The sequence below is a fragment of the Azospirillum sp. TSH20 genome, from assembly GCF_003115935.1.
Taxonomy (GTDB): Bacteria; Pseudomonadota; Alphaproteobacteria; order Azospirillales; family Azospirillaceae; genus Azospirillum.
Window position 1 is genome coordinate 15,601 of record NZ_LGQU01000150.1, and the last position, 18,770, is coordinate 34,370.

The 18,770-nt window shown below is 66.9% G+C and carries 18 protein-coding genes; 8 read left to right on the top strand and 10 right to left on the bottom strand.

The annotated features are described in order from the left end of the window. Positions 1-32: 32 nt before the first annotated feature. From TSH20_RS31825 to TSH20_RS31835, 3 genes are all read right to left on the bottom strand, one after another. Positions 33-335: an acylphosphatase gene (locus TSH20_RS31825; RefSeq protein ID WP_109156934.1), complete on the bottom strand. Its 303-nt coding sequence runs from the start codon at positions 333-335 to the stop codon at positions 33-35. Next, entirely contained in the window at positions 332-2,080 is a 1,749-nt protein-coding gene (locus TSH20_RS31830) for a long-chain fatty acid--CoA ligase (RefSeq protein ID WP_109156935.1), read from the bottom strand. The genes TSH20_RS31825 and TSH20_RS31830 overlap by 4 nt, the downstream gene beginning before the upstream one ends. A gap of 156 nt (positions 2,081-2,236) precedes the next feature. Beyond that, on the bottom strand, positions 2,237-3,328 hold the full coding sequence (locus tag TSH20_RS31835; RefSeq protein WP_247871496.1) for a serine hydrolase domain-containing protein: 1,092 nt from the start codon (positions 3,326-3,328) through the stop codon (positions 2,237-2,239). A gap of 187 nt (positions 3,329-3,515) precedes the next feature. Here TSH20_RS31835 and TSH20_RS31840 point away from each other — a divergent pair, with 187 nt between their 5' ends. Then, a complete protein-coding gene (locus tag TSH20_RS31840) occupies positions 3,516-4,367 on the top strand; it encodes a hypothetical protein (protein WP_109156936.1) in 852 nt (283 codons plus the stop codon). 21 nt (positions 4,368-4,388) lie between these two features. Here TSH20_RS31840 and TSH20_RS31845 read toward each other — a convergent pair whose 3' ends face one another. The 5 genes from TSH20_RS31845 to TSH20_RS31865 form a co-directional block, all read right to left on the bottom strand. Continuing rightward, a complete protein-coding gene (locus TSH20_RS31845; RefSeq protein ID WP_247871497.1) occupies positions 4,389-5,276 on the bottom strand; it encodes an FkbM family methyltransferase in 888 nt (295 codons plus the stop codon). 66 nt (positions 5,277-5,342) lie between these two features. Continuing rightward, positions 5,343-6,896 (bottom strand): SpoVR family protein, encoded by a 1,554-nt coding sequence (locus tag TSH20_RS31850; protein WP_109156938.1) that lies wholly within the window; start codon positions 6,894-6,896, stop codon positions 5,343-5,345. Positions 6,897-6,959: 63 nt separating this feature from the next. Beyond that, positions 6,960-8,252: a YeaH/YhbH family protein gene (locus TSH20_RS31855; RefSeq protein ID WP_109151665.1), complete on the bottom strand. Its 1,293-nt coding sequence runs from the start codon at positions 8,250-8,252 to the stop codon at positions 6,960-6,962. A 148-nt stretch (positions 8,253-8,400) separates the two neighbouring features. Then, entirely contained in the window at positions 8,401-10,347 is a 1,947-nt protein-coding gene (locus tag TSH20_RS31860) for a PrkA family serine protein kinase (RefSeq protein ID WP_085087846.1), read from the bottom strand. A 920-nt stretch (positions 10,348-11,267) separates the two neighbouring features. Continuing rightward, complete coding sequence (locus TSH20_RS31865; RefSeq protein ID WP_247871498.1) at positions 11,268-11,711, bottom strand: response regulator; 444 nt, start codon at positions 11,709-11,711, stop codon at positions 11,268-11,270. Positions 11,712-11,886: 175 nt separating this feature from the next. On the opposite strand from TSH20_RS31865, the gene TSH20_RS31870 reads away from it, so the two are divergent. Further along, a complete protein-coding gene (locus TSH20_RS31870) occupies positions 11,887-12,738 on the top strand; it encodes a DUF4743 domain-containing protein (RefSeq protein WP_109156953.1) in 852 nt (283 codons plus the stop codon). 134 nt (positions 12,739-12,872) lie between these two features. Here the strand turns inward: TSH20_RS31870 and TSH20_RS31875 are convergent, their stop codons facing one another. Next, positions 12,873-13,412, bottom strand: a complete 540-nt coding sequence (locus tag TSH20_RS31875; protein ID WP_109156940.1) for a cytochrome c family protein — start codon at positions 13,410-13,412, stop codon at positions 12,873-12,875. Positions 13,413-13,723: 311 nt separating this feature from the next. Here TSH20_RS31875 and TSH20_RS31880 point away from each other — a divergent pair, with 311 nt between their 5' ends. From TSH20_RS31880 to TSH20_RS31895, 4 genes are all read left to right on the top strand, one after another. Next, on the top strand, positions 13,724-14,497 hold the full coding sequence (locus TSH20_RS31880) for a 3-deoxy-manno-octulosonate cytidylyltransferase (RefSeq protein ID WP_109156941.1): 774 nt from the start codon (positions 13,724-13,726) through the stop codon (positions 14,495-14,497). An 80-nt stretch (positions 14,498-14,577) separates the two neighbouring features. After that, positions 14,578-15,444: a prephenate dehydratase gene (locus TSH20_RS31885; protein ID WP_109156942.1), complete on the top strand. Its 867-nt coding sequence runs from the start codon at positions 14,578-14,580 to the stop codon at positions 15,442-15,444. A 253-nt stretch (positions 15,445-15,697) separates the two neighbouring features. Further along, positions 15,698-16,006 (top strand): hypothetical protein, encoded by a 309-nt coding sequence (locus tag TSH20_RS31890; RefSeq protein WP_109156954.1) that lies wholly within the window; start codon positions 15,698-15,700, stop codon positions 16,004-16,006. A gap of 113 nt (positions 16,007-16,119) precedes the next feature. Beyond that, positions 16,120-16,323 carry an integrase gene (locus tag TSH20_RS31895; protein WP_109156943.1) on the top strand — a complete coding sequence of 68 codons (204 nt, stop codon included), beginning with the start codon at positions 16,120-16,122 and terminating at the stop codon, positions 16,321-16,323. 6 nt (positions 16,324-16,329) lie between these two features. Here TSH20_RS31895 and nudC read toward each other — a convergent pair whose 3' ends face one another. Beyond that, positions 16,330-17,238 carry an NAD(+) diphosphatase gene (gene nudC / locus TSH20_RS31900; RefSeq protein ID WP_109156944.1) on the bottom strand — a complete coding sequence of 303 codons (909 nt, stop codon included), beginning with the start codon at positions 17,236-17,238 and terminating at the stop codon, positions 16,330-16,332. A gap of 185 nt (positions 17,239-17,423) precedes the next feature. On the opposite strand from nudC, the gene hisN reads away from it, so the two are divergent. Continuing rightward, the gene (gene hisN / locus TSH20_RS31905; protein WP_109151673.1) at positions 17,424-18,206 is read left to right on the top strand and encodes a histidinol-phosphatase; all 783 of its coding nucleotides are present in this window, start codon (positions 17,424-17,426) and stop codon (positions 18,204-18,206) included. A gap of 10 nt (positions 18,207-18,216) precedes the next feature. Beyond that, a complete protein-coding gene (locus TSH20_RS31910; RefSeq protein ID WP_247871499.1) occupies positions 18,217-18,732 on the top strand; it encodes a hypothetical protein in 516 nt (171 codons plus the stop codon). Positions 18,733-18,770: the final 38 nt, after the last annotated feature.

The following is an 18,770-nucleotide window of genomic DNA, read 5'->3' on the forward strand; positions in this document are numbered from 1 at the left end:
CCATCATGGTTAGCGGAACGCTAATGCGGAACCTACGCGGTCGGCCGCTGCTCGAAGCCGGCCATGCCGGGGTCCTGCTCCGGTTCGGATACCACGTCGCGGACGATGGCCGACGGCGGGCCGCGGCGGCAGGCGTCCAGCATGCGGTCGACGGCGTCGGCGGGGCCGGCGAACAGAGCCTCCACAGTGCCGTCGCTACGGTTGCGCACCCAGCCGGTCAGGCCGAGCCTGTCCGCCTGATCGACGGTCCAGCCGCGATACCACACCCCCTGCACCTTGCCCTGGATGCGGACGCGCACCGCCTTCCGGCCATCCTTCCGGTCATCAGCGCTCATGCGGCGCCACCCTTCGCGGCGGTGCTCCGTTTGCTTTGTTCCTCGTCCAGCAGGGCCTTGCGGGACAGTTTTCCGATCATGGTCTTGGGCAGCTCCTGGCGGAATTCCACGACTTTCGGCATCTCGATGGGCGACAGCTTGTCCTTCAGGAAGGCGTGCAGTTCCTCGGCGGTCAGGGTCTGGCCATCGTCCAGCCGGACATAGGCCTTCACCGTCTGGCCGCGATACTCGTCCGGCAATCCGGCCACCACGCATTCGGCGACCGCCGGGTGCAGGTAGATCGCCTCCTCCACATTGCGGGGATAGACGTTGAAGCCGCTGCACAGGATCATGTCCTTGATGCGGTCGACGATGGTGGTGTAGCCGTCCTCGTCCATCACCCCGACATCGCCGGTGTGCAGCCGGCCGTCGACCAGCGTCTGCGCCGTCTCGGCCGGGCGGCGCCAGTAGCCCTTCATCACCTGCGGCCCGCGGATGCAGACCTCGCCCTTCTCGCCCGGCGGCAGGACGCGGCGCGGTTCCTCCAGGCTGACGATCTCGACGATGGTGCCGGGCAGCGGCAGGCCGATGGAGCCCTTCTTGTCCGAATGCAGCACTGCCGGATTGACGGTGGCGACGGGCGAGCATTCCGACAGGCCATAGCCCTCGACCAGGGTGCAGCCGGTCGTGCGCTCGAACGCCTCCTTCACCTCCAGCGGCAGCGGCGCCCCGCCCGACATGCAGAAGCGGATCGACGACAGATCGAACTTCTCCAGATGCTTATGGTGGTTGATCGCGGTGTAGATGGTCGGCACGGCGGGGAACAGGGTGATCCGCTCCGTCTGCAGGGTGCGCATCACCTGCTCCAGTTCGAAGCGCGGCAGCAGGACGATCTCCGCCCCCAGATGCAGACCGAAATTCATCACCGCGGTCATGGCGAAGACATGGAACAGCGGCAGCACGCCCAACATGCGCTCCTGCCCGTCTTCGGTGCCGCCCTCACCGGGTTTGCGCTCCTTCGCCGCGTACCACGTCGCGCACTGGATGGTGTTGGCGTAGAGGTTGGCGTGGGTCAGCATCGCGCCCTTGGGCACGCCGGTGGTGCCGCCGGTGTATTGCAGCACCGCGACATCCTCCTGCGCGTCGATGGCGATCGGGGTCGGCCGGCCGTCGTTGGCGATCAGGCTGGCGAAGGGAATGTGGCGGTCGTCGCGCGGGATCGCCGCGATCTCCGCCCGCTTGGCGATGGGGAACAGCCAGTTCTTCGGGAAGGGCAGGATGTCGGCCATGCGGCAGATCACCAGCCGCTTCAGCCCGGTTTCCTCCAGCATCCGCGCCATCTTGCCGTAGAGCAGCTTGAGGTCCAGCGTGACCATCAGGTCGATGTCGCTGTCGCCGATCTGGTGGATCAGTTCGCGCTCGGCATAGAGCGGGTTGAAGTTCACCACCGTGCCGCCGGCCTTCAGGATGGCGAAGAAGGCGATGACGTAATAGGGCGTGTTGGGCAGGAACAGCCCGACCCGCGTGCCCTTCCCCACCCCGATCGCCTGGAAGCCGCGGGCGGCGCGGTCGACCAGCCGCCCCAGTTCGCGATAGCTGGTGCGCTTGCCCAGGAAGTTCAGGCAGGGCTTGTCGCCGTGGCGGGCGACGGCGCCCTCCAGCAACTCGGTCAGCGGCCGGGCCGGGATGGGCATCGCCCAATCCACCGTTGGCGGGTACGAGGCCAGCCATGGATAATCGGGCAGCTTGCGGGCGGCATCTCCCATCGCGCGGTTCCTCCCCTGAGTTCTTCGTCCCGGTGACCGGTTTCGCCCGGCACCGCCGCCTTCCCGAGTCTACGCCGGGAAGCGGGGGATTGTCCCCTGGAGAGGAGATGGGATCGCCGCCATCCTGAACAAGCAGGAGCTGTGTTGCCTGCCGCCCTATCGCACGCCGCGCAACCGGTGCAGCACCTCCACCGCCATCCATTCGGCGAGGTTGCCGTCCTCGCCATCCAGGAAGACGGCGACGGAGACCGGGACCGGCCCCGGCGCGTGATAGGCGGCCGGCGTCACCCCCGGACCGCCGCCGGTGTGGCCCCAATAGGGTCCGGCCACCGGGTCCAGCTCCACCATCATGCCGAGCCCATAGGACGGCTCGACCCAGGGCCGCCCGCCCATCGGCCCGCCGACCGGCAGCCCGTCCCGCATCCGCCGCAGCAGCGCGTCCGGCAGATAGTCCCCGGTCAGGCCGTGAATGAGGCGGCAGGCATCGGCGGCCGTCATCGCCACCACCCCATGCGACACCCAGCCGGGATGATAGGCATCAATCACCGAAGCCCCGCCGAAGGTCGGGCTCGGGCCGAAGAACAGCCCCGCGAGGTCGGAGCGGTCGCGCAGAAGCGAGGCGCTGGACAGCCTGAGCGGGCCGAAGACCTCGCTCGCCAGCAGCTCCGCCAGCGGGGCGCCGCCCGCCCGCTCCAGCAGCCGGCCGATCAGCAGATAGCCGATGTTGGAATAGGCGAAGCTGCCGACCGGCACCCCCTCCACCCCGCAACGCCCCAGGAACTCGTCGCCGCTCCAGGGCTCCGCGCCGGCGGCGACGGCAGCATGGTAATCGGCCCGGCCGCCATAGTCGGGCAGCCCGGCGCGGTGGGTCAGGATCTGCGCCACGCTGACCGACACCGGCCGCCTGCCCAGTTCCGGCAGCCAGTGCTCCGCCGGCCCGTCGAGATCGACCACGCCACGCGCGGCCAGCCGCAGCACGGCGGCGGCGAGGATGGTCTTGGTCAGGCTGTAGACCAGGGCGCGCCGGTCGGCCGGATCAGCCGCCACCCCGCCGCGCGCGGGCTTCCGCCGCAGCACCAGCGTGCGGACCGGCTCCGCATCGGCCCCGCGGCCACGGACGAAGGCGACGATGGCGGCCCCGGCCGGGGCGGGGCTCGCGCTCTCCTCCCCCAGCAGATCGGTCAGGGCAGCGGCCAGCAAGTCCGGTTCGGTATCCGCACCCGCCATATTATTCTTGTTCTTGTCCATCACTCGCCCACTCCCGCTACCCGTCCCGTTTGTCACCACAGATAAGAAGGCACTCACAAGGCAAAGGAAAATCGGGTCCGCTCCTACTGGGGCGCCCCGCAGGTGGACCGTTAACCACAACTGTCGGCTGTCACCCGCCGCCGACCTGCTGTATCCTTATGAAACCGCCTCCGTGGAGGGCCGCGCCATGCCCGTGATGGACGCCGACCAGCGCCGGAAACTGGAAGATCAGCTGCTTCGCAAGGCGGAGGAAGCGATACGGACCCTGCGCCGGGAGGCGGAGACCGGCGACCCCGCCCGCGTCGATTCGCTGGCGGAAGCAATGGCCGGGCTGCTGAAGACCCGGGAATTCCCCAGCCTGCGCGCCGCCGAGTTCCGCGAGCTGACCCGCGCCGTCCAGCGCGGCGCCTATCAGCGCAGCGTCGATTCGCTGCTGATCCAGGCCGAACGCTGCGGCCATCGCGGTGACGAAAAGGGACGCAACGCGCTGCTGACCCGGGCCAAGGACCATTTCGCCAAGGCCCTGCGCTTCGGCGCCGACGACGAGTTCCGCCACGGTGTCGAGCGGCGCGTGCAGGCGACGCTGATGACCAGCAAGGACGGGGTGGACGACCGCACCAAGCAGGCGGCCAAGCACAAGCTGGACCAGCACGATGTCGGCGCCAAGCCGCCCAACGGCATCGAGCGCCGCCGCGCCATCCGCTACATGGACCCGGTGCTGGCGGTGGAGGCGGAGGGGCGGCGCTGCACGACGATCAACTGGTCGACCCGCGGCCTGCTGGTCGACCTGCCGCCGGAGGAGTTCGCCCACGCCGTCGGCGGCAAGCTGCGGCTGGAGCTGTATTGCCCGGAAATTCCGGAGACCATCGGTCCCGATAAGACCAGCCATCGCGTCGGCGGCCGGCAGATCGCCCATGTGGTGCGCCTCGACCCCGACCGCCGCGCGGTGGCCCTGTCCTTCCCCGACATCAGCACCGTGATGCTGGACCTGATACACGCCATGAAGGAGACCGGCATCAAACCCGAACCGGAGCGCTGACCGCGCCCTCAACCGCCGCCCTCAACCACCAATGAAACGCCCGTTATGGCCGCGACGCAGCGGATGTTCGTCCGGACCGGCGACGGGCAGCAGTCCGTTGATGCGCGCGCCCGCCTCTGCCGGCAGGCAGAACAGGTTGATCCCCATGCCAAGCACCTGGATCTCCGTGCCGTTGTCGACCAGCCCATGGCCGAAGATCGGCTCGGACCGGCCGGCGAAGTTGGCGGGATTGTGGAAGGCGGGCAGATACCAATAGCAGGCATAGCCCAGTTCCCCCAGCAGGCGGATCAGGGCCGCCGACTTGTCCGGCCGGTCATTCTCCACATAGAGGACCGGACGGTCGCGGGCGATCAGGCCGCGCGCGCCCTCCAGAACCTCGGCCTCCATCCCCTCGACATCAATCTTGATCAGACGGATACGGCCCGCTCCGTCAGGAGCCAGACCATCCAACCGATGAACCGGCACCGGCCGGTCGCCGGCCAAGGCGTCAAGCGACAACGCGCCGTAATTGCCCTCCGCGTCCATCGCCACGCCGGCAAGATGCAGCACCCCATCGGCGGCCCCGGCGGCAGCCAGCATGCCGTCCGCCCAGTCCAGCCCGTTCAGCGCCAGATTGCCGCACAGCAGCCGATGGTTGGCGTCGATCGGCTCCAGTGCCAGAACCCGGCCGGTGGGGCCGACCAGCCGGGCCAGCGCCACCGTGTGGGCGCCGATGTTGGCGCCGACGTCGATCACCCGGTCGCCGGCCCGGACGCACTGGCGGAACAGCGCGACCTCCTGCTCGAAATACTCGCCGTAATAGTCCAGCGACCGGCCGACGACGCTGTCGGTGCGCCGGTACATCATCAGGCCGTGCCTCGCCCTGACCAGTCCGACCGGCCCCGCTCCGCCCAACAGATCCTCCGCCATCGCTCCCCCCTGCATTGCCCAGTGGCTGCATTGCCGGCGGAAGTGTAGCGGAGCCGGTCCTATACGTCACATCACGCCGATCCCGCTGGGCGCCGTCACGGCGTGTTCCTTCAGGATCGCTTCGGAGATGGCCGACACTTCGATCAGCTGAACCTCGTAGCCCCACAGGTTGGCGATGTGGCGCAGCACCGCCTTGGCGTCGCTCTCGTCCAGCAGCACGCCGTTGGTGACGCGGTGCTGCAGGATCAGCTTGCGGTCGCCGGCAAGGTCGACGTCGACGATCTGGATGTCCGGTTCCAAATAGCCAAGGTCGTACTGGCGGGCCAGCTTCTTGCGGATGTCACGGTAACCGCGCTCGTTGTGGATGTGATCGACCAGCAGATAGGGGTCCTCCGCGTCGTCGCGCACGCTGAACAGCTTCAGCTTTCGCATCAGGTGCGGGCTGAGATATTGCAGGATGAAGCTCTCGTCGCGGAAATTGGCCCAGGCCTCGCGCACCGCCGCCATGCCGTCGCCCTGGCCGGCGAGGTCGGGAAACCACTGGCGGTCCTCGTCGGTCGGCTTCTCGGCGATGCGGGCGATGTCCTGCATCATCGCGAAGCCGATCGCGTAGGGGTTCAGGCCGGAGAAGCGCTTGTCGTCGAACTCCGGCTGGAACACCACGGACGTGTGCGAGTGCAGGAACTCCAGGAAGGCGCCTTCGCTGATCTGGCCGGTCTCGTGCAGGCGGCTCATGATCTGGTAATGGACGTAGGTGGCGCAGCCCTCGTTCATCACCTTGGTCTGTTTCTGCGGATAGAAATACTGGGAGATGTGGCGGACGATGCGCAGGATCTCGCGCTGCCAATGCTCCAGCCGCGGCGCCTTCTTCTCCAGGAAATAGAGGATGTTCTCCTCAGGCAGTCCCAGCAGCTTCTTGCGTTCCGACACCGACTTGGCCGGACGCTGGCCGGCGGTCGGCTTCGGCACCGTGCGCCACAGATCGTTGAAGGTCTGGTCCTGATATTCCTGCCGCTCGCGCTCGCGCCGCTGCTCGGTCCGCAGGTCGGAGCGCTTCTTCGGATACTTGTGGACACCCTGGCTCATCAGCGCATGGGCGGCGTCCAGCACCCGCTCCACCGCGGCATGGCCGTAGCGTTCCTCGCAATGGGTGATGTAGGTCTTGGCGAATTCCAGATAGTCCAGGATGCCCTGGGCGTCGGTCCATTGCTGGAACAGCTGGTTGTTCTTGAAGAAATGATTGTGGCCGAAGGCGGCGTGGGCGATCACCAGCGTCTGCATCGTCATGGTGTTTTCTTCCATGATGTAGCTGATGCAGGGGCTGGAGTTGATGACGATCTCGTAGGCCAGGCCGCGGTAGCCCTTGCGGTACATCATCTCGTCGCGGGCGAAATGCTTGCCGAAGGACCAGTGCTTGTACATCAGCGGCATGCCGATGGACGAATAGGCGTCGAGCATCTGCTCGGCGGTGATGACCTCGATCTGGTTGGGATAGACGTCGAGGCCCATCTCCTTCAGCGCGATGTGCTCGACGGCGTCGTAGACGCGCTTGATCTTGTCGTAATCCCACTCGACGCCGTCATACAGCAGCGCGTCGGGTCTGGTGATCACAGCGGTCATTCTCGATCTCCCCCTACCGCCCTCCCGGCTACGGGATGGGGGCGGTGATTTCCCTTTATCCCCTTACGCTCCTGCCTTCTCGCGGGCGAACAGCTCGCGGAAGACCGGGAAGATCTCCCGGCGGGAGCGGACGCGGCGCATCGCCAGCGGGCGTTCCGGGCTCTGCACCTGCTTGTAGGTGCGCCACAGTTCCGTCTCGCGGCCCAGCGCCGACAGGCCCATGTTGTGTTCCGCCGCCACCTCGATGTAGGCGAAATACTGGCACATCGGCAGGATCACGTCGCGCAGCAGGGTCGCCGACTTGGCGTTGTCCGACGACATGTTGTCGCCGTCCGACGCCTGGGCGGCGTAGATGTTCCATTCATTGTGCGGGTAGCGCTCCTGCACGACCTTCTGCATCTCCTCCAGCGCGGTGGACACCACGGTGCCGCCGGTCTCGGTGGAGTAGAAGAAGGTTTCCTCGTCGACCTCCTTGGCCTCGTGGGTGTGGCGGATGAAGACGATGTCGACCGACCGGTACCGCCGCCGCAGGAACAGGTACAGCAGCATGAAGAAGCGCTTGGCCAGATCCTTCATGTGCTCGGTCATCGAACCGGACACGTCCATCAGGCAGAACATCACCGCCTGGGCGATCGGCTTCGGCACCGATTCGAACCGGTTGTAGCGGACGTCGATCGGGTCGATGAAGGGAATGCGCTTGGAGCGCAGGACGATGTGTTCCAGCTGTTCGCGCAGCGCCTGGATCTGGTCGGCATCCTCGCCGGCCTCCTCGGCTTCGCGCAGCAACTCCTCCAGCTCGCGGATCTCGTCGCGCTTGGGGCGCTTCAGCGCGATGCGGCGCGACAGGCTGTTCCGCATGGTGCGGACAAGATTGAGGTTGGCGGGTGAACCCGACACCGAATAGCCGGCCCGCGTCAGCGTGTGCGATTCGGACTGCTTGACCTTCTGCTTCACCAGATCGGGAAGCTCCAGATCCTCCAGGAAGATGTCGAGGAACTCGTCGCGCGACAGGACGAAGCGGAACTCGTCCTCGCCCTCGCCATCGGCGCTGCCTTCGCTGCCGCGGCCGCCACCGCCGCCGTCCGGGCGCTGGATGGTGTCGCCTTCCACATATTCCTTGTTGCCGGGCACGACATAGTCGCGCACCCCGCCTTGGGAGGCGCGGTGGAAGGACGGTTCGCGCACCCCGCCCGCGGCGATCGTCACCTTCTCGCCGTTCTCGATATCCTGGATGCCCCGCTTGCCGGAGGCGTCGCGGACCGCCTTGACCACCTGTTCCTTGGCACGGCGCAGGAAGCGCTGGCGGTTGGCCAGGCTCTTGCCTTGCGGGTTCAGGCGACGGTCGATGATGTTCATCAAGGGGCTGGCCCTCCCACCCGTTTCGTCACGCGGCCTTCGAACTCTGACAGCATTCTATGACAGTGGGGTCGCCGCGGGGCGTTGCAACACCCCGCCCCGCGGCAATTATGCACCCCGTCAGCGTGCCTGCCTCAGCCCTTCGGCCTCAGCCCGCCTGCTTCACCCGCATGTACCACTCGACCAGCCGGCGGACCTGCCGCTCGGTGTAGCCGCGCGACATCATGCGCGAGACGAACTCGGTGTGCTTCTTCTCGGTCTCGCCGTCCTTCTTCGAGCCGAAGCTGATGACCGGCAGCAGATCCTCGACCTGGCTGAACATCCGCTTCTCGATCACCTCGCGGATCTTCTCGTAGGAGGTCCAGGACGGGTTGCGGCCGGCATTCGCCGCGCGGGCACGCAGGGCGAACTTCACCACCTCGTTGCGGAAGTCCTTCGGGTTGGCGATGCCCGCCGGCTTCTCGATCTTGGTCAGCTCCTGGTTCAGCAGCTCGCGGTTCATCAGCTGGCCGGTGTCGGGATCCTTGAAGTCCTGGTCCTCGATCCAGGCGTCGGCATAGTCCACGTAGCGGTCGAACAGGTTCTGGCCATAATCGGAGTAGGATTCCAGATAGGCCTTCTGGATCTCATTGCCGATGAATTCGGCATAGCGCGGAGCGAGTTCGGCCTTGATGAACTCGACGTACTTCTTCTCCGTCTCCTCCGGGAACTGTTCGCGCTTGATCGCCTGTTCCAGCACATACATCAGATGCACCGGATCGGCCGAGATCTCCGTCGAGTCGTAGTTGAAGGTGGAGGCCAGGACCTTGAAGGCGAAGCGGGTGGAGATGCCGCCCATGCCCTCGTCGACGCCGGCCTGATCCTTGTACTCCTGCATCGACTTGGCTTTGGGATCGGTTTCCTTGACGCTTTCGCCGTCATAGACCCGCATCTTGCTGTAGAAGCTGCTGTTCGGATGCTCGCGCAGGCGCGACAGCACCGAGAAGCGGGCCAGCATCTCCAGCGTCGCCGGGGCGCAGGGCGCGGTCGCCAGATCGGAACTGCGGACCAGCTTCTCGTAGATCTTCTGCTCTTCCGCCACCCGCAGGCAGTAGGGGACCTTGATGACGCAGATGCGGTCGATGAAGGCTTCGTTGTTCTTGTTGTTCTTGAAGGTCTGCCACTCCGCCTCGTTGGAGTGGGCCAGGATCACGCCCTGGAAGGGGATGGCGCCGATATTCTCGGACCCGACATAGTTGCCCTCCTGCGTCGCGGTCAGCAGGGGGTGCAGCATCTTGATCGGCGCCTTGAACATCTCGACGAATTCCAGCATGCCCTGGGTCGCCCGGTTCAGGCCGCCGGAGAAGCTGTAGGCGTCGGGATCGTTCTGGCTGTAGATCTCCAGCTTGCGGATGTCGACCTTGCCGACCAGGGACGAGATGTCCTGGTTGTTCTCGTCGCCCGGCTCGGTCTTGGTCACGCCGATCTGGCGCAGCTTGCTGGGATGCAGCTTCACCACCTTGAAGCGGTTGATGTCGCCGCCGAATTCGTCGAGGCGCTTGACCGCCCAGGGGCTCATCAGCCCGGTCAGGCGGCGCTTCGGGATGCCGAAGCGTTCCTCAAGCTCGTCGCCGATCTCGTCGGGGTTGAACAGGCCGAGCGGGCTTTCGAAGATCGGGCTGATCTCCTTGCCGGCCTTCAGGACGTAGATCGGGCATTTCTCCACAAGCGACTTCAGCCGCTCCGCCAGCGACGACTTGCCGCCGCCGACCGGGCCCAGCAGGTAGAGGATCTGCTTGCGCTCTTCCAAGCCTTGGGCTGCGTGGCGGAAGAAGCCGACGATCCGTTCGATCGTCTCTTCCATGCCGTAGAACTCGGAGAAGGCGGGATAGACCTTGATGGTCCGGTTCATGAAGATGCGGCCAAGCCGCGGGTCGCGGGCCGTGTCGACCACCTCCGGTTCGCCGATGGCGGCCAGGATGCGTTCGGAGGCCGAGGCGTAGGACATGGGGTCGTCGCGGCACAGCTGGAGATAGTCCATCAGGGACATCTCGGTCTCGCGGCGGGTCTCGTAATTCTGCGTGTAGCGCGTGAACAGTTCGTCGGCCGGGAACATTCGTCGCTCCGTCTTATCTGGTCCGATGCGCCGGGGCGCCGCCGGTGGCTGCGGCGGCAGGCCGCGGCGCATGCCGCGATCCATGGGGCACTCCAGGGAAGACGCGGACCTCAAGGGGTCCACAGCCTCCCCGCTCAGCGGTAGAAGCCAGCGGTCTGGTGTAAGGAACGGTCCTGTGAAGGCCGGGAGCCGTCCGTCCTGCGACGCGGCAACCCCCGAACGAGTCATTTTTGAATGTAATGCTCCACCTAGAGCTTTCCAGGCACTCAGGCTCCATAGCCGGAAAGCCCGCTGTGGAGCCGGCCTCAGCCATAGGACCTAGGTCCCACGGCCAGTGTGGGTGCGGCGAGCGCACCTGCTCAACCAGCGCGCGTGTTTGCCGCGCGTGCGGAAGGTTCGGCGATTGGAGTGTGACGGCTTTGCAGAGAGACGGCGTGTATCCGGCGGCAGTCGTCGTTGCCCGTCCGGTCGGGGAGAGTTGCCCAGTGCTGGTCGATCCATTGCGGTTCGATCGGGCCCTCTTGATCACGCCATCGGCCTCCTCAAGCAAGCGCGCCGCCTCGACCAAGCACGGCGCAGGGATTTACCGTCGATGCTGAACTCCAAACCTTAACAAAATCTCGCAAGCGACATTGCGGCTGGCCGTATCGTATGGCCGGTGCTCCGCAGCACTTCGCCCCAATACCTCTTTGAGATCATGTTGCGTCCCAATCGTCCCCATCAACAAGGCGGAAATTGGGTGAGGATGCGGCGCCCATGCGGCACGGTGGGGGGCTACCGCTGGATTACCGAATTGTTTCAACAACTTGGCAAGCTTGCCACGGGGTGGGAAATTTTAAAGGAGGGGTCCGTGCTTGGCCGGCCGCCGCCGTGGGGGCGACAATCACAGGCGGTGGACGAGACTTTCGGCCAAGGCCCGCTCAGGCCGGAAGGCTGGTCCCCAGCCCCATGGCCAGCACCTCGCGCAGGCTGGCGGGGGTGACCGGCTTGGCCAGCACCGCGTCGGCGCCACCGTCACGCGCCTGGGCCTCGCGGTCGCTGTCGACACGGCCGCTCATCAGCACCACCGGCAGGGCATGTCGGTAAGGCTCGCCGCCGGCGCGGAGCGCGCGGACGAAGCCGAAGCCGTCCATCGGCTGCATTTCCACGTCGCACAGCACCAGATCGGGAGAATGGGCGGCGACGGCGGCGAGGCCCGACTCGCCGTCGGCGGCCTGATGCACCGCCTTGACGCCCAGCGTGCCCAGCATCTTCGCCAACACCATGCGGGTGAAGGACTCGTCCTCGACAACCAGGACCGATAGGGCGCCGAACGGCGTCTCCGTCTGGCCCGCCTCAGTGTCTTCAGCCGAACGGTCAGCCACCACGCCCGCCCTTTCGCTTGAGCCACCCCCGACGGACTGGCGCCGGGGATCATTTCGTGTCTGAACCTGTGTACGATGGCAACCAGGGTCGTGCAAGATGTCCAAAAATATGAGGGTGCGGAGTGCCCTGGATGAGCGGTTGCGCCGGTCCTTCGGCCCCGCTTAGATGGGACGCATGAGCTTCCTCGATCACATCCGCGCGTGCAACGCGCACGACCTGTCCGGCTTCCGCCCCTTCGAGCTGGACGGCCACACCGTGGGCTGGGTGCGCCATGCCCTGGCCGACGCGCTGCCCGGCGTCGATCCCGGCTTCGTCGCCACCGCCGACCGGCTGACCATCGCGCCCGAGATCCGGGACTTCGAAGCGCGCTCCACCCTGCTCGACCATGCCGCCGCCTATCTGGTGGAGCAGGGCACGGTCAAGGCGTTGCGCGGGGAATATTACCCCATCCTGCCGCGCTGGGGGGCGGAGCCGCTGGCCCGGCTGGACCGCGCCGCGGTCGGCGCCTTCGGCATCGAGGCCTATGGCCTGCACATCAACGGCTTCGTCCGCGATGAGGCCGGCGGCCTTCTGCTGTGGGTCGGCCGCCGCGCCCGCGACCGCGAGGTGGCGCCGGGCCAGTTCGACAACCTGATCGCCGGCGGCCAGCCCATCGGCCTGACGCTGGCCGAGAATCTTGAAAAGGAGGCGGCGGAGGAGGCCGGGCTCGACGCCGAGACCGCGCGCCGCGCCGTGCCGGTCGGCGCCATCAGCTACACCATGGAGACGCCGGCCGGGCTGAAGCGCGACCGCCTGTTCGTCTACGACCTGGAGCTTCCGCCCGGCGTCACCCCGGTCAACACCGACGGCGAGGTGGAGACCTTTGAACTCTGGCCGCTGGACAGGGTGGCCGACTCGGTGCGGGGTACCGGCGACTGGAAGTTCAACGTCAACCTCGTGGTGACCGATTTCCTGGTCCGCCACGGCTGGCTGACCCCGGAAAACGACCCCGACTATCTGGAGATCGCCTGCGGCCTGCGCCGGTAGATCCCCTCTCCCCCCCGGGGAGAGGGGGATTTCCAAACAAAAAGGCCCCGCCCTCTTGCGAGAGCGGGGCCTTTTTTGTTTCCGGCCGCGGGCGCGCCCGGTGCCCTTACCCTGAGCGTTGCTCGCCCTGAGCCTTACTGCGGCAGCGGCTGCGGGCTGTCGGCCAGCGAGCGCAGGTAGGCGATGACGGCGGCGCGGTCGTCGTCCTTCTTCAGACCGGCGAAGGTCATCTTGGTGCCCGGGGCATAAGCCTTCGGGTCGTAGAGGAACTTGTTCAGCTCGTCATAGGTCCAGGTGCCGCCGGTCTTGACCAGGGCATCGGAGTAACCGAAGCCCTGCATGTGGCCCTTCGGACCGCCGACGATGCCGTACAGGTTCGGGCCGACCTTGGCCGAACCGCCCTTGTCGAAGCTGTGGCAGGCGGCGCAAGCCTTGGCGACCTTCTGGCCGGCTTCCGGGCTGGCGGCGGCGAGCAGCGGCGCGATCGGCGCCGGACCGGTGGGAGCGGCACCCTTGTCGGCGGGCGCGCTTGCCCCCTCGGGCGTCGCGATGACATAGACGCTCTGTTCGAGCGGCTTCGAATGAACCAGCACCTTGGACGCGAATCCGGCCAGCATCGCGATCAGCCCGGCCAGCAGCACGGCGCCGAAAACCTTGTTCCACTCCATGCTCATTGAGAGCCCCTTTTTTCCCTATTTCAGTACACTCGGCGTTTCTCCCGCCCGCGGCCGAACGCGCCGCGGTTACCATAGCCCGCGGTCCGAAGCTTGTCATAGCCCAGCGGACCGCGAAAAAAGGTCGCATACAAATTTGTCGCAGTCACCAACCACTTAATTTCCTTGCGCATTACGCTGCACTGCAAAACGTCCTCCATTCGGGCCGTACCGGCACTTGACGCCGTACCGGCGTCCATGTTTCACCCGCGCCAATGCCGTCTGGCCCGCTCTGGCGGACCTCATCCCCTTTCCACCGGAGCTTCCGCGCCATGCCGACCGCCTCCAGCCCCACCCGTCCCGTCAACCCGATCGTGGTGATCCCGGCGCGCATGGCCTCCACCCGGCTGCCCGGCAAGCCGCTCGCCGACATCCTGGGCGCGCCGATGATCGTCCATGTGCTGCGCCGCGCCATGGAGGCCGCCATCGGCCCGGTGGTGGTCGCCTGCGCCGAGCCGGAGATCGCCCGCGCCGTCGAAGCCGCCGGCGGCACCGCCGTGCTGACGCGCCCCGACCATCCCTCGGGCTCCGACCGCATCTTCGAGGCGCTGCGGCTGATCGACCCGGAGGGGCGGCACGACGCGGTGGTCAATGTGCAGGGCGACCTGCCGACCATCGAGCCGGAGAGCGTGCGCGCCGCCTTCGCTCCGCTGGCCGACCCGGAGGTCGACATCGCCACTCTGGTCGTCGAGATCACGCGGGAGGAGGAAATCGGCGACCCCAACGTGGTCAAGGCGGTGCTGGAGCTGCCCCCCGGTGCCCGTCAGGGCCGCGCGCTCTATTTCACCCGCGCCACCGCGCCGACCGGCGACGGTCCGCTCTATCACCACATCGGCCTCTACGCCTACCGCCGGGCGGCACTGGAGCGTTTCGTGTCGCTGCCGCCCTCGGTGCTGGAGCAGCGCGAGCGGCTGGAGCAGCTGCGCGCCCTGTCCAACGGCATGCGCATCGACGCGGCGGTCGTTGACGCGGTTCCGTTGGGTGTCGATACTCCCGCCGACCTGGAGCGCGCCTGCGCCCTCCTGTCCGCCCGCAAGGGCGGCTGAAATCTGATGCTGTCCGGCCGCAAGGCCGGCTGAAACCTTACCGACCCGCCTTTCCAAGATCCGCCGGGGGAATTTTGTCCATGCCCAACTCCAACATCATCGCCTTCCAGGGCTTCCCCGGCGCCTATTCCGATCTGGCCTGCCGCAACGCGCGGCCGACCATGACGACGATGCCCTGCGCCACCTTCGAGGACGCCTTTTCGGCGGTGCGCGAGGGCCGCGCCTCGCTGGCGATGATTCCGGTGGAGAACTCCATCGCCGGCCGCGTCGCCGACAACCATTACCTGCTGCCCGAAGGCGGCCTGCACATCATCGGCGAGCATTTCCAGCGGGTGAACCACCAGCTGCTGGCGCCGAAGGGCGCCACGCTGGACAGCATCCAGACCGTACGCAGCCACATCCAGGCGCTGTCCCAGTGCCAGACCGCCATCCGCGAGCTGGGCCTGCAGGCGATCAACCATGCCGACACGGCGGGGGCGGCGAAAGAGATCGCGGCGATGAACGACCCGCGCCATGCCGCCATCGCCTCCTCGCTGGCCGCCGAGATCTACGGCCTCGACATCCTGAGGAGCGGGATCGAGGACGCCGCCCACAACACCACCCGCTTCCTGATCCTGGCGCGCGAGCCCAAGCTGCCGGCGCTCGGCTCCTGCAAGACGATCACCACCTTCGTCTTCCGCGTCCGCAGCGTGCCGGCCGCTCTGTACAAGGCGCTGGGCGGCTTCGCCACCAACGGCGTCAACATGACCAAGCTGGAAAGCTACATGGTCGGCGGCCACTTCACCCAGACGCAGTTCTACGCCGACGTGGAGGGCCATCCGGACGAGCGCCTGCTGCGCCTCGCCCTGGAGGAACTGGATTTCTTTGCCCGCGAGGTCAAGATCCTCGGCGTCTATCCGGCCAACCCGTTCCGCTATCAGGAAAGCCAGCGCGTCGGCGAGGACTGATACCCTCCCGGCGTCTCTCTCCCGCAACGCCGCAAGTCTTTTCGCAGCCGCCGCAAGTCGCGCGTCATTCTGCCGCAGTGACGCGACTTAGCCGTGGCCACGTCCGGCAGGTGCTGGGCATGATTAGCGAAAGTTGTTATACAATAAAGACCGGCAAGGACCGGACTCATAAGCCCACGAATACAACAAGACACCACGGCGGCTGACGGGTGAAACCCCGCCGACGGCCATGGCGCCACGGATGGAGGTTGCCATGCTCACGATGGACGATTGCCTGGGATTGGCCAATCTGGAGGCGGAGGAGGTGGCGCAGATCGCCGCCCACGAACATCTCCCCTTCATGACCGCCCTGGAAAAGGGCGCCTCGCTTCTGGTTGAGCCCTGGGGCGACGCCGCCGTCCGCCAGATGGTGTGGGACAACCTGTGCAGCGCCGACCGCCGCCGTCCGGCCGAAGCGGCCTCGCTGATGACGCTCTACAACGACACCTGCACCCGCCACCCCAACCCCTTCGACCGCCGCTGCTCCCCCGCCCGCGCAGTGGGACCGCAACGGCGGCATTGAGGGGGCGGCTTTGAGACGGATGATGGAACCGCGACCATTCGGCCGTTGAACGGACGGACGGCACCGATCATCTTATAGTCTGTTCTCATGGAAAGGGACCGGAGCGGCGCCTCATGACCACGATGCAGAGCGAAGTCTATGAGGCGTTCCGGTCTATCGACGTGCCGGAGGACAAAGCCGTGAAAGCAGCCGCAGCCCTCAGCAAACGGGATGACGATGTCGGGGCGCTGAAGTCCGACATGAACCTGATGAAGTGGATGCTCGGCTTCGTCCTTGCCTTTCAGATCGGCATCTTCGTCAAGCTGTTCATCCACTGACCCTCTTCACCCTTCCGCCATCCATTCGCGGATCAGGCGGTGGGCGATCGAGTCGGGGCGGGCGAGGCGGAAGGTCTCGTCCGGGGTGTGTGTGCGCAGGAAGTCGCGGTCGAACCAGCGGGCGCTTTCCAGTTCGTCGTTGCCAGTGTCGATGTCGAAGCTGGTGGCCCGCGCCATGAAGCCCAGCATCAGCGAGGACGGGAAGGGCCAGGGCTGCGACGACCGGTATTGGATGTCGGTCACCGTCAGCCCGACCTCCTCGAACACCTCGCGGGCGACGGTGTCCTCCAGGCTTTCGCCCGGCTCCAGGAAGCCGGCCAGCACCGAATGCATGCCCGGCGGGAAACGGCTCTGGCGGCCCAGCACGATCCGGTCGCCGCCGTCATGGACCAGCATGATGACGGCCGGGTCGGTGCGCGGGAAATGGTGGGTGGCGCAGTCGGGGTTGGTGCAGAGGCGCACATGCCCGCCCTCCGCCGACGCGGCCGGAGAGCCGCAGACCCCGCAGAAGCGGTGGCGGGCGTTCCACCACACCATGCCGCGGGCATAGGCGCACAGCGCCGCCTCCCCTTCCGGCATCAGCGGCCCGGTGGCGCGCAGATCCTCGAACCGGCCGTGGCCCCGCAAGGCCGGCAGCCCGTCCGGCTCCTCGACCATCGACAGGTCGACGGTGAAGAGCGGGGTGCCATCCTCCATCAGCCCGAGGAAGATCGGCACCGCATCCAGCCCTTCCGCCGGCAGCAGGACGGCGCGCGGCGCATCCTGGGGCCCGGCGACGAAGCTCTTGGTCTGCCAGATCGGCAGGACACGGGACGCAGGAGCGAGCCAAGCCTCCGTCAGCCACTCCTCGTCCTTACGGCGGAGGGAGGCGCGGTCGACCGGCGCGGCGGCATAGATGTTGGGTCGGTTCATCATGGCCGGTCGAGGCTGCCACAAGCCGTGCCGGGCGAAAAGCCCTCCCGGTGGCCTAGCTGTCCTGCGGCGGCACGAACCGCACCCGACACGAAGCCTGAAGCCTGGACAGGGCGCTTTCGGGTTTCCGGGGCGGGCGGGCACCGGTAGGATGCGGCAACCAGTCTGACAGATTCGAAGGAGCGACCATGACCGAACCCTGCCCCGCCCCGATGGTGGCGCTCGCCCAGCGGTTGGCCGACTCCAGCGGCAGCGTCGTCCGCCGCTATTTCCGCACCCCCGTTACCATCGACGACAAGGCCGACGCCTCGCCGGTCACCATCGCCGACCGCGAGGCGGAGCATGTCATCCGCACCATCATCGAAAGCCAGCGCCCCGACGACGGCATCTATGGCGAGGAGCACGGCACCAAGAACCTGGACGCCGAATGGGTGTGGGTGATCGACCCCATCGACGGCACCAAGTCCTTCATCACCGGCCGGCCGATCTTCGGCACGCTGATCGCCCTGCTGCACCATGGCCGCCCGGTTCTGGGCATCATCGACCAGCCCATCGTCGGCGACCGCTGGATCGGCGTGGAAGGCCGGCCGACCACCCACAACGGCCAGCCGGTGCGCGTCCGCCCCTGCCCCGGCGGGTTGCCTGCCGCGATGTTCGGGACCACCTCGCCCGACCTGTTCCCCGGCAGCGATTACGAGGCCTACCGCCGCGTCGCCGCCAAGGTGAAGACGGCGGCCTATGGCGGCGACTGCTACACCTACGGCCTGCTGGCGTCCGGCTATTACGACCTCGTCGTCGAGTCGGGACTGAAGCTGTACGACTTCGCGGCGCTGGTGCCGGTGGTGACCGGGGCCGGCGGGCTGATGACGGATTGGGAGGGCAAGCCGCTCGACGCCAACTCCAGCGGCCGGGTGATCGCCGCCGGCGACCCGCAGACCCACCAGGACGCCATGAAGGCGCTGGCCGGTTGAGGACACGGAGATGACCGCCCCGACGATGACCACCATCGAGCCGCCCGCGCGTTCCGTTTTCGAAACGTCCCCTGAAAAGCTGAGGCCCTTTCTGGAAAGCCTGGCGGCGCGGGTATCGGGCGGGTCGAACTGGATGGTGCGCAAGAAGACCGTCTGCGACCTGCTGTTGGGGCTGGACGCCTTCTTCGCCCTGCCGGCGGCCGAACGCAACGCGCTGATGGCCGATGACGCCTCCTCCGGTACTCCCACCGACGCGGAGGGTGGGCCGGAGGATTTCCGCAAAGTGCTGCCGCTCTATGTCGGCGCCATCCTGGAAGGACTTAAGGAAACCGCCGTTGCGTCTCCGGAACAGGCGGCCATCTACCTGCTGTCCATCCATCCGGAGCATCAGGCGGCGGCGGAAGCCTGGATGCTGGCCGACCCGCGCAACGGGAAGTCGGTGCGCAAACTGATGCGGGAGGACCGCCGCTATCGCCAGTTGATGGACCGCATGGCCGATCACTGGCGACGCTCGCAAAGCCGCTGAACCTGAACCGGAATTGCGCTTGACCGGGGCACGGGCGT

What these genes read in the sequence shown, in the direction of transcription:
- TSH20_RS31825 (WP_109156934.1), bottom strand. Translation starts at nt 335, where the DNA reads ATGAGCGCTGATGACCGGAAGGATGGCCGGAAGGCGGTGCGCGTCCGC.
- TSH20_RS31830 (WP_109156935.1), bottom strand. Translation starts at nt 2,080, where the DNA reads ATGGGAGATGCCGCCCGCAAGCTGCCCGATTATCCATGGCTGGCCTCG.
- TSH20_RS31835 (WP_247871496.1), bottom strand. Translation starts at nt 3,328, where the DNA reads ATGGACAAGAACAAGAATAATATGGCGGGTGCGGATACCGAACCGGAC.
- TSH20_RS31840 (WP_109156936.1), top strand. Translation starts at nt 3,516, where the DNA reads ATGCCCGTGATGGACGCCGACCAGCGCCGGAAACTGGAAGATCAGCTG.
- TSH20_RS31845 (WP_247871497.1), bottom strand. Translation starts at nt 5,276, where the DNA reads ATGGCGGAGGATCTGTTGGGCGGAGCGGGGCCGGTCGGACTGGTCAGG.
- TSH20_RS31850 (WP_109156938.1), bottom strand. Translation starts at nt 6,896, where the DNA reads ATGACCGCTGTGATCACCAGACCCGACGCGCTGCTGTATGACGGCGTC.
- TSH20_RS31855 (WP_109151665.1), bottom strand. Translation starts at nt 8,252, where the DNA reads ATGAACATCATCGACCGTCGCCTGAACCCGCAAGGCAAGAGCCTGGCC.
- TSH20_RS31860 (WP_085087846.1), bottom strand. Translation starts at nt 10,347, where the DNA reads ATGTTCCCGGCCGACGAACTGTTCACGCGCTACACGCAGAATTACGAG.
- TSH20_RS31870 (WP_109156953.1), top strand. Translation starts at nt 11,887, where the DNA reads ATGAGCTTCCTCGATCACATCCGCGCGTGCAACGCGCACGACCTGTCC.
- TSH20_RS31875 (WP_109156940.1), bottom strand. Translation starts at nt 13,412, where the DNA reads ATGAGCATGGAGTGGAACAAGGTTTTCGGCGCCGTGCTGCTGGCCGGG.
- TSH20_RS31880 (WP_109156941.1), top strand. Translation starts at nt 13,724, where the DNA reads ATGCCGACCGCCTCCAGCCCCACCCGTCCCGTCAACCCGATCGTGGTG.
- TSH20_RS31885 (WP_109156942.1), top strand. Translation starts at nt 14,578, where the DNA reads ATGCCCAACTCCAACATCATCGCCTTCCAGGGCTTCCCCGGCGCCTAT.
- TSH20_RS31890 (WP_109156954.1), top strand. Translation starts at nt 15,698, where the DNA reads ATGCTCACGATGGACGATTGCCTGGGATTGGCCAATCTGGAGGCGGAG.
- TSH20_RS31895 (WP_109156943.1), top strand. Translation starts at nt 16,120, where the DNA reads ATGACCACGATGCAGAGCGAAGTCTATGAGGCGTTCCGGTCTATCGAC.
- nudC (WP_109156944.1), bottom strand. Translation starts at nt 17,238, where the DNA reads ATGATGAACCGACCCAACATCTATGCCGCCGCGCCGGTCGACCGCGCC.
- hisN (WP_109151673.1), top strand. Translation starts at nt 17,424, where the DNA reads ATGACCGAACCCTGCCCCGCCCCGATGGTGGCGCTCGCCCAGCGGTTG.
- TSH20_RS31910 (WP_247871499.1), top strand. Translation starts at nt 18,217, where the DNA reads ATGACCGCCCCGACGATGACCACCATCGAGCCGCCCGCGCGTTCCGTT.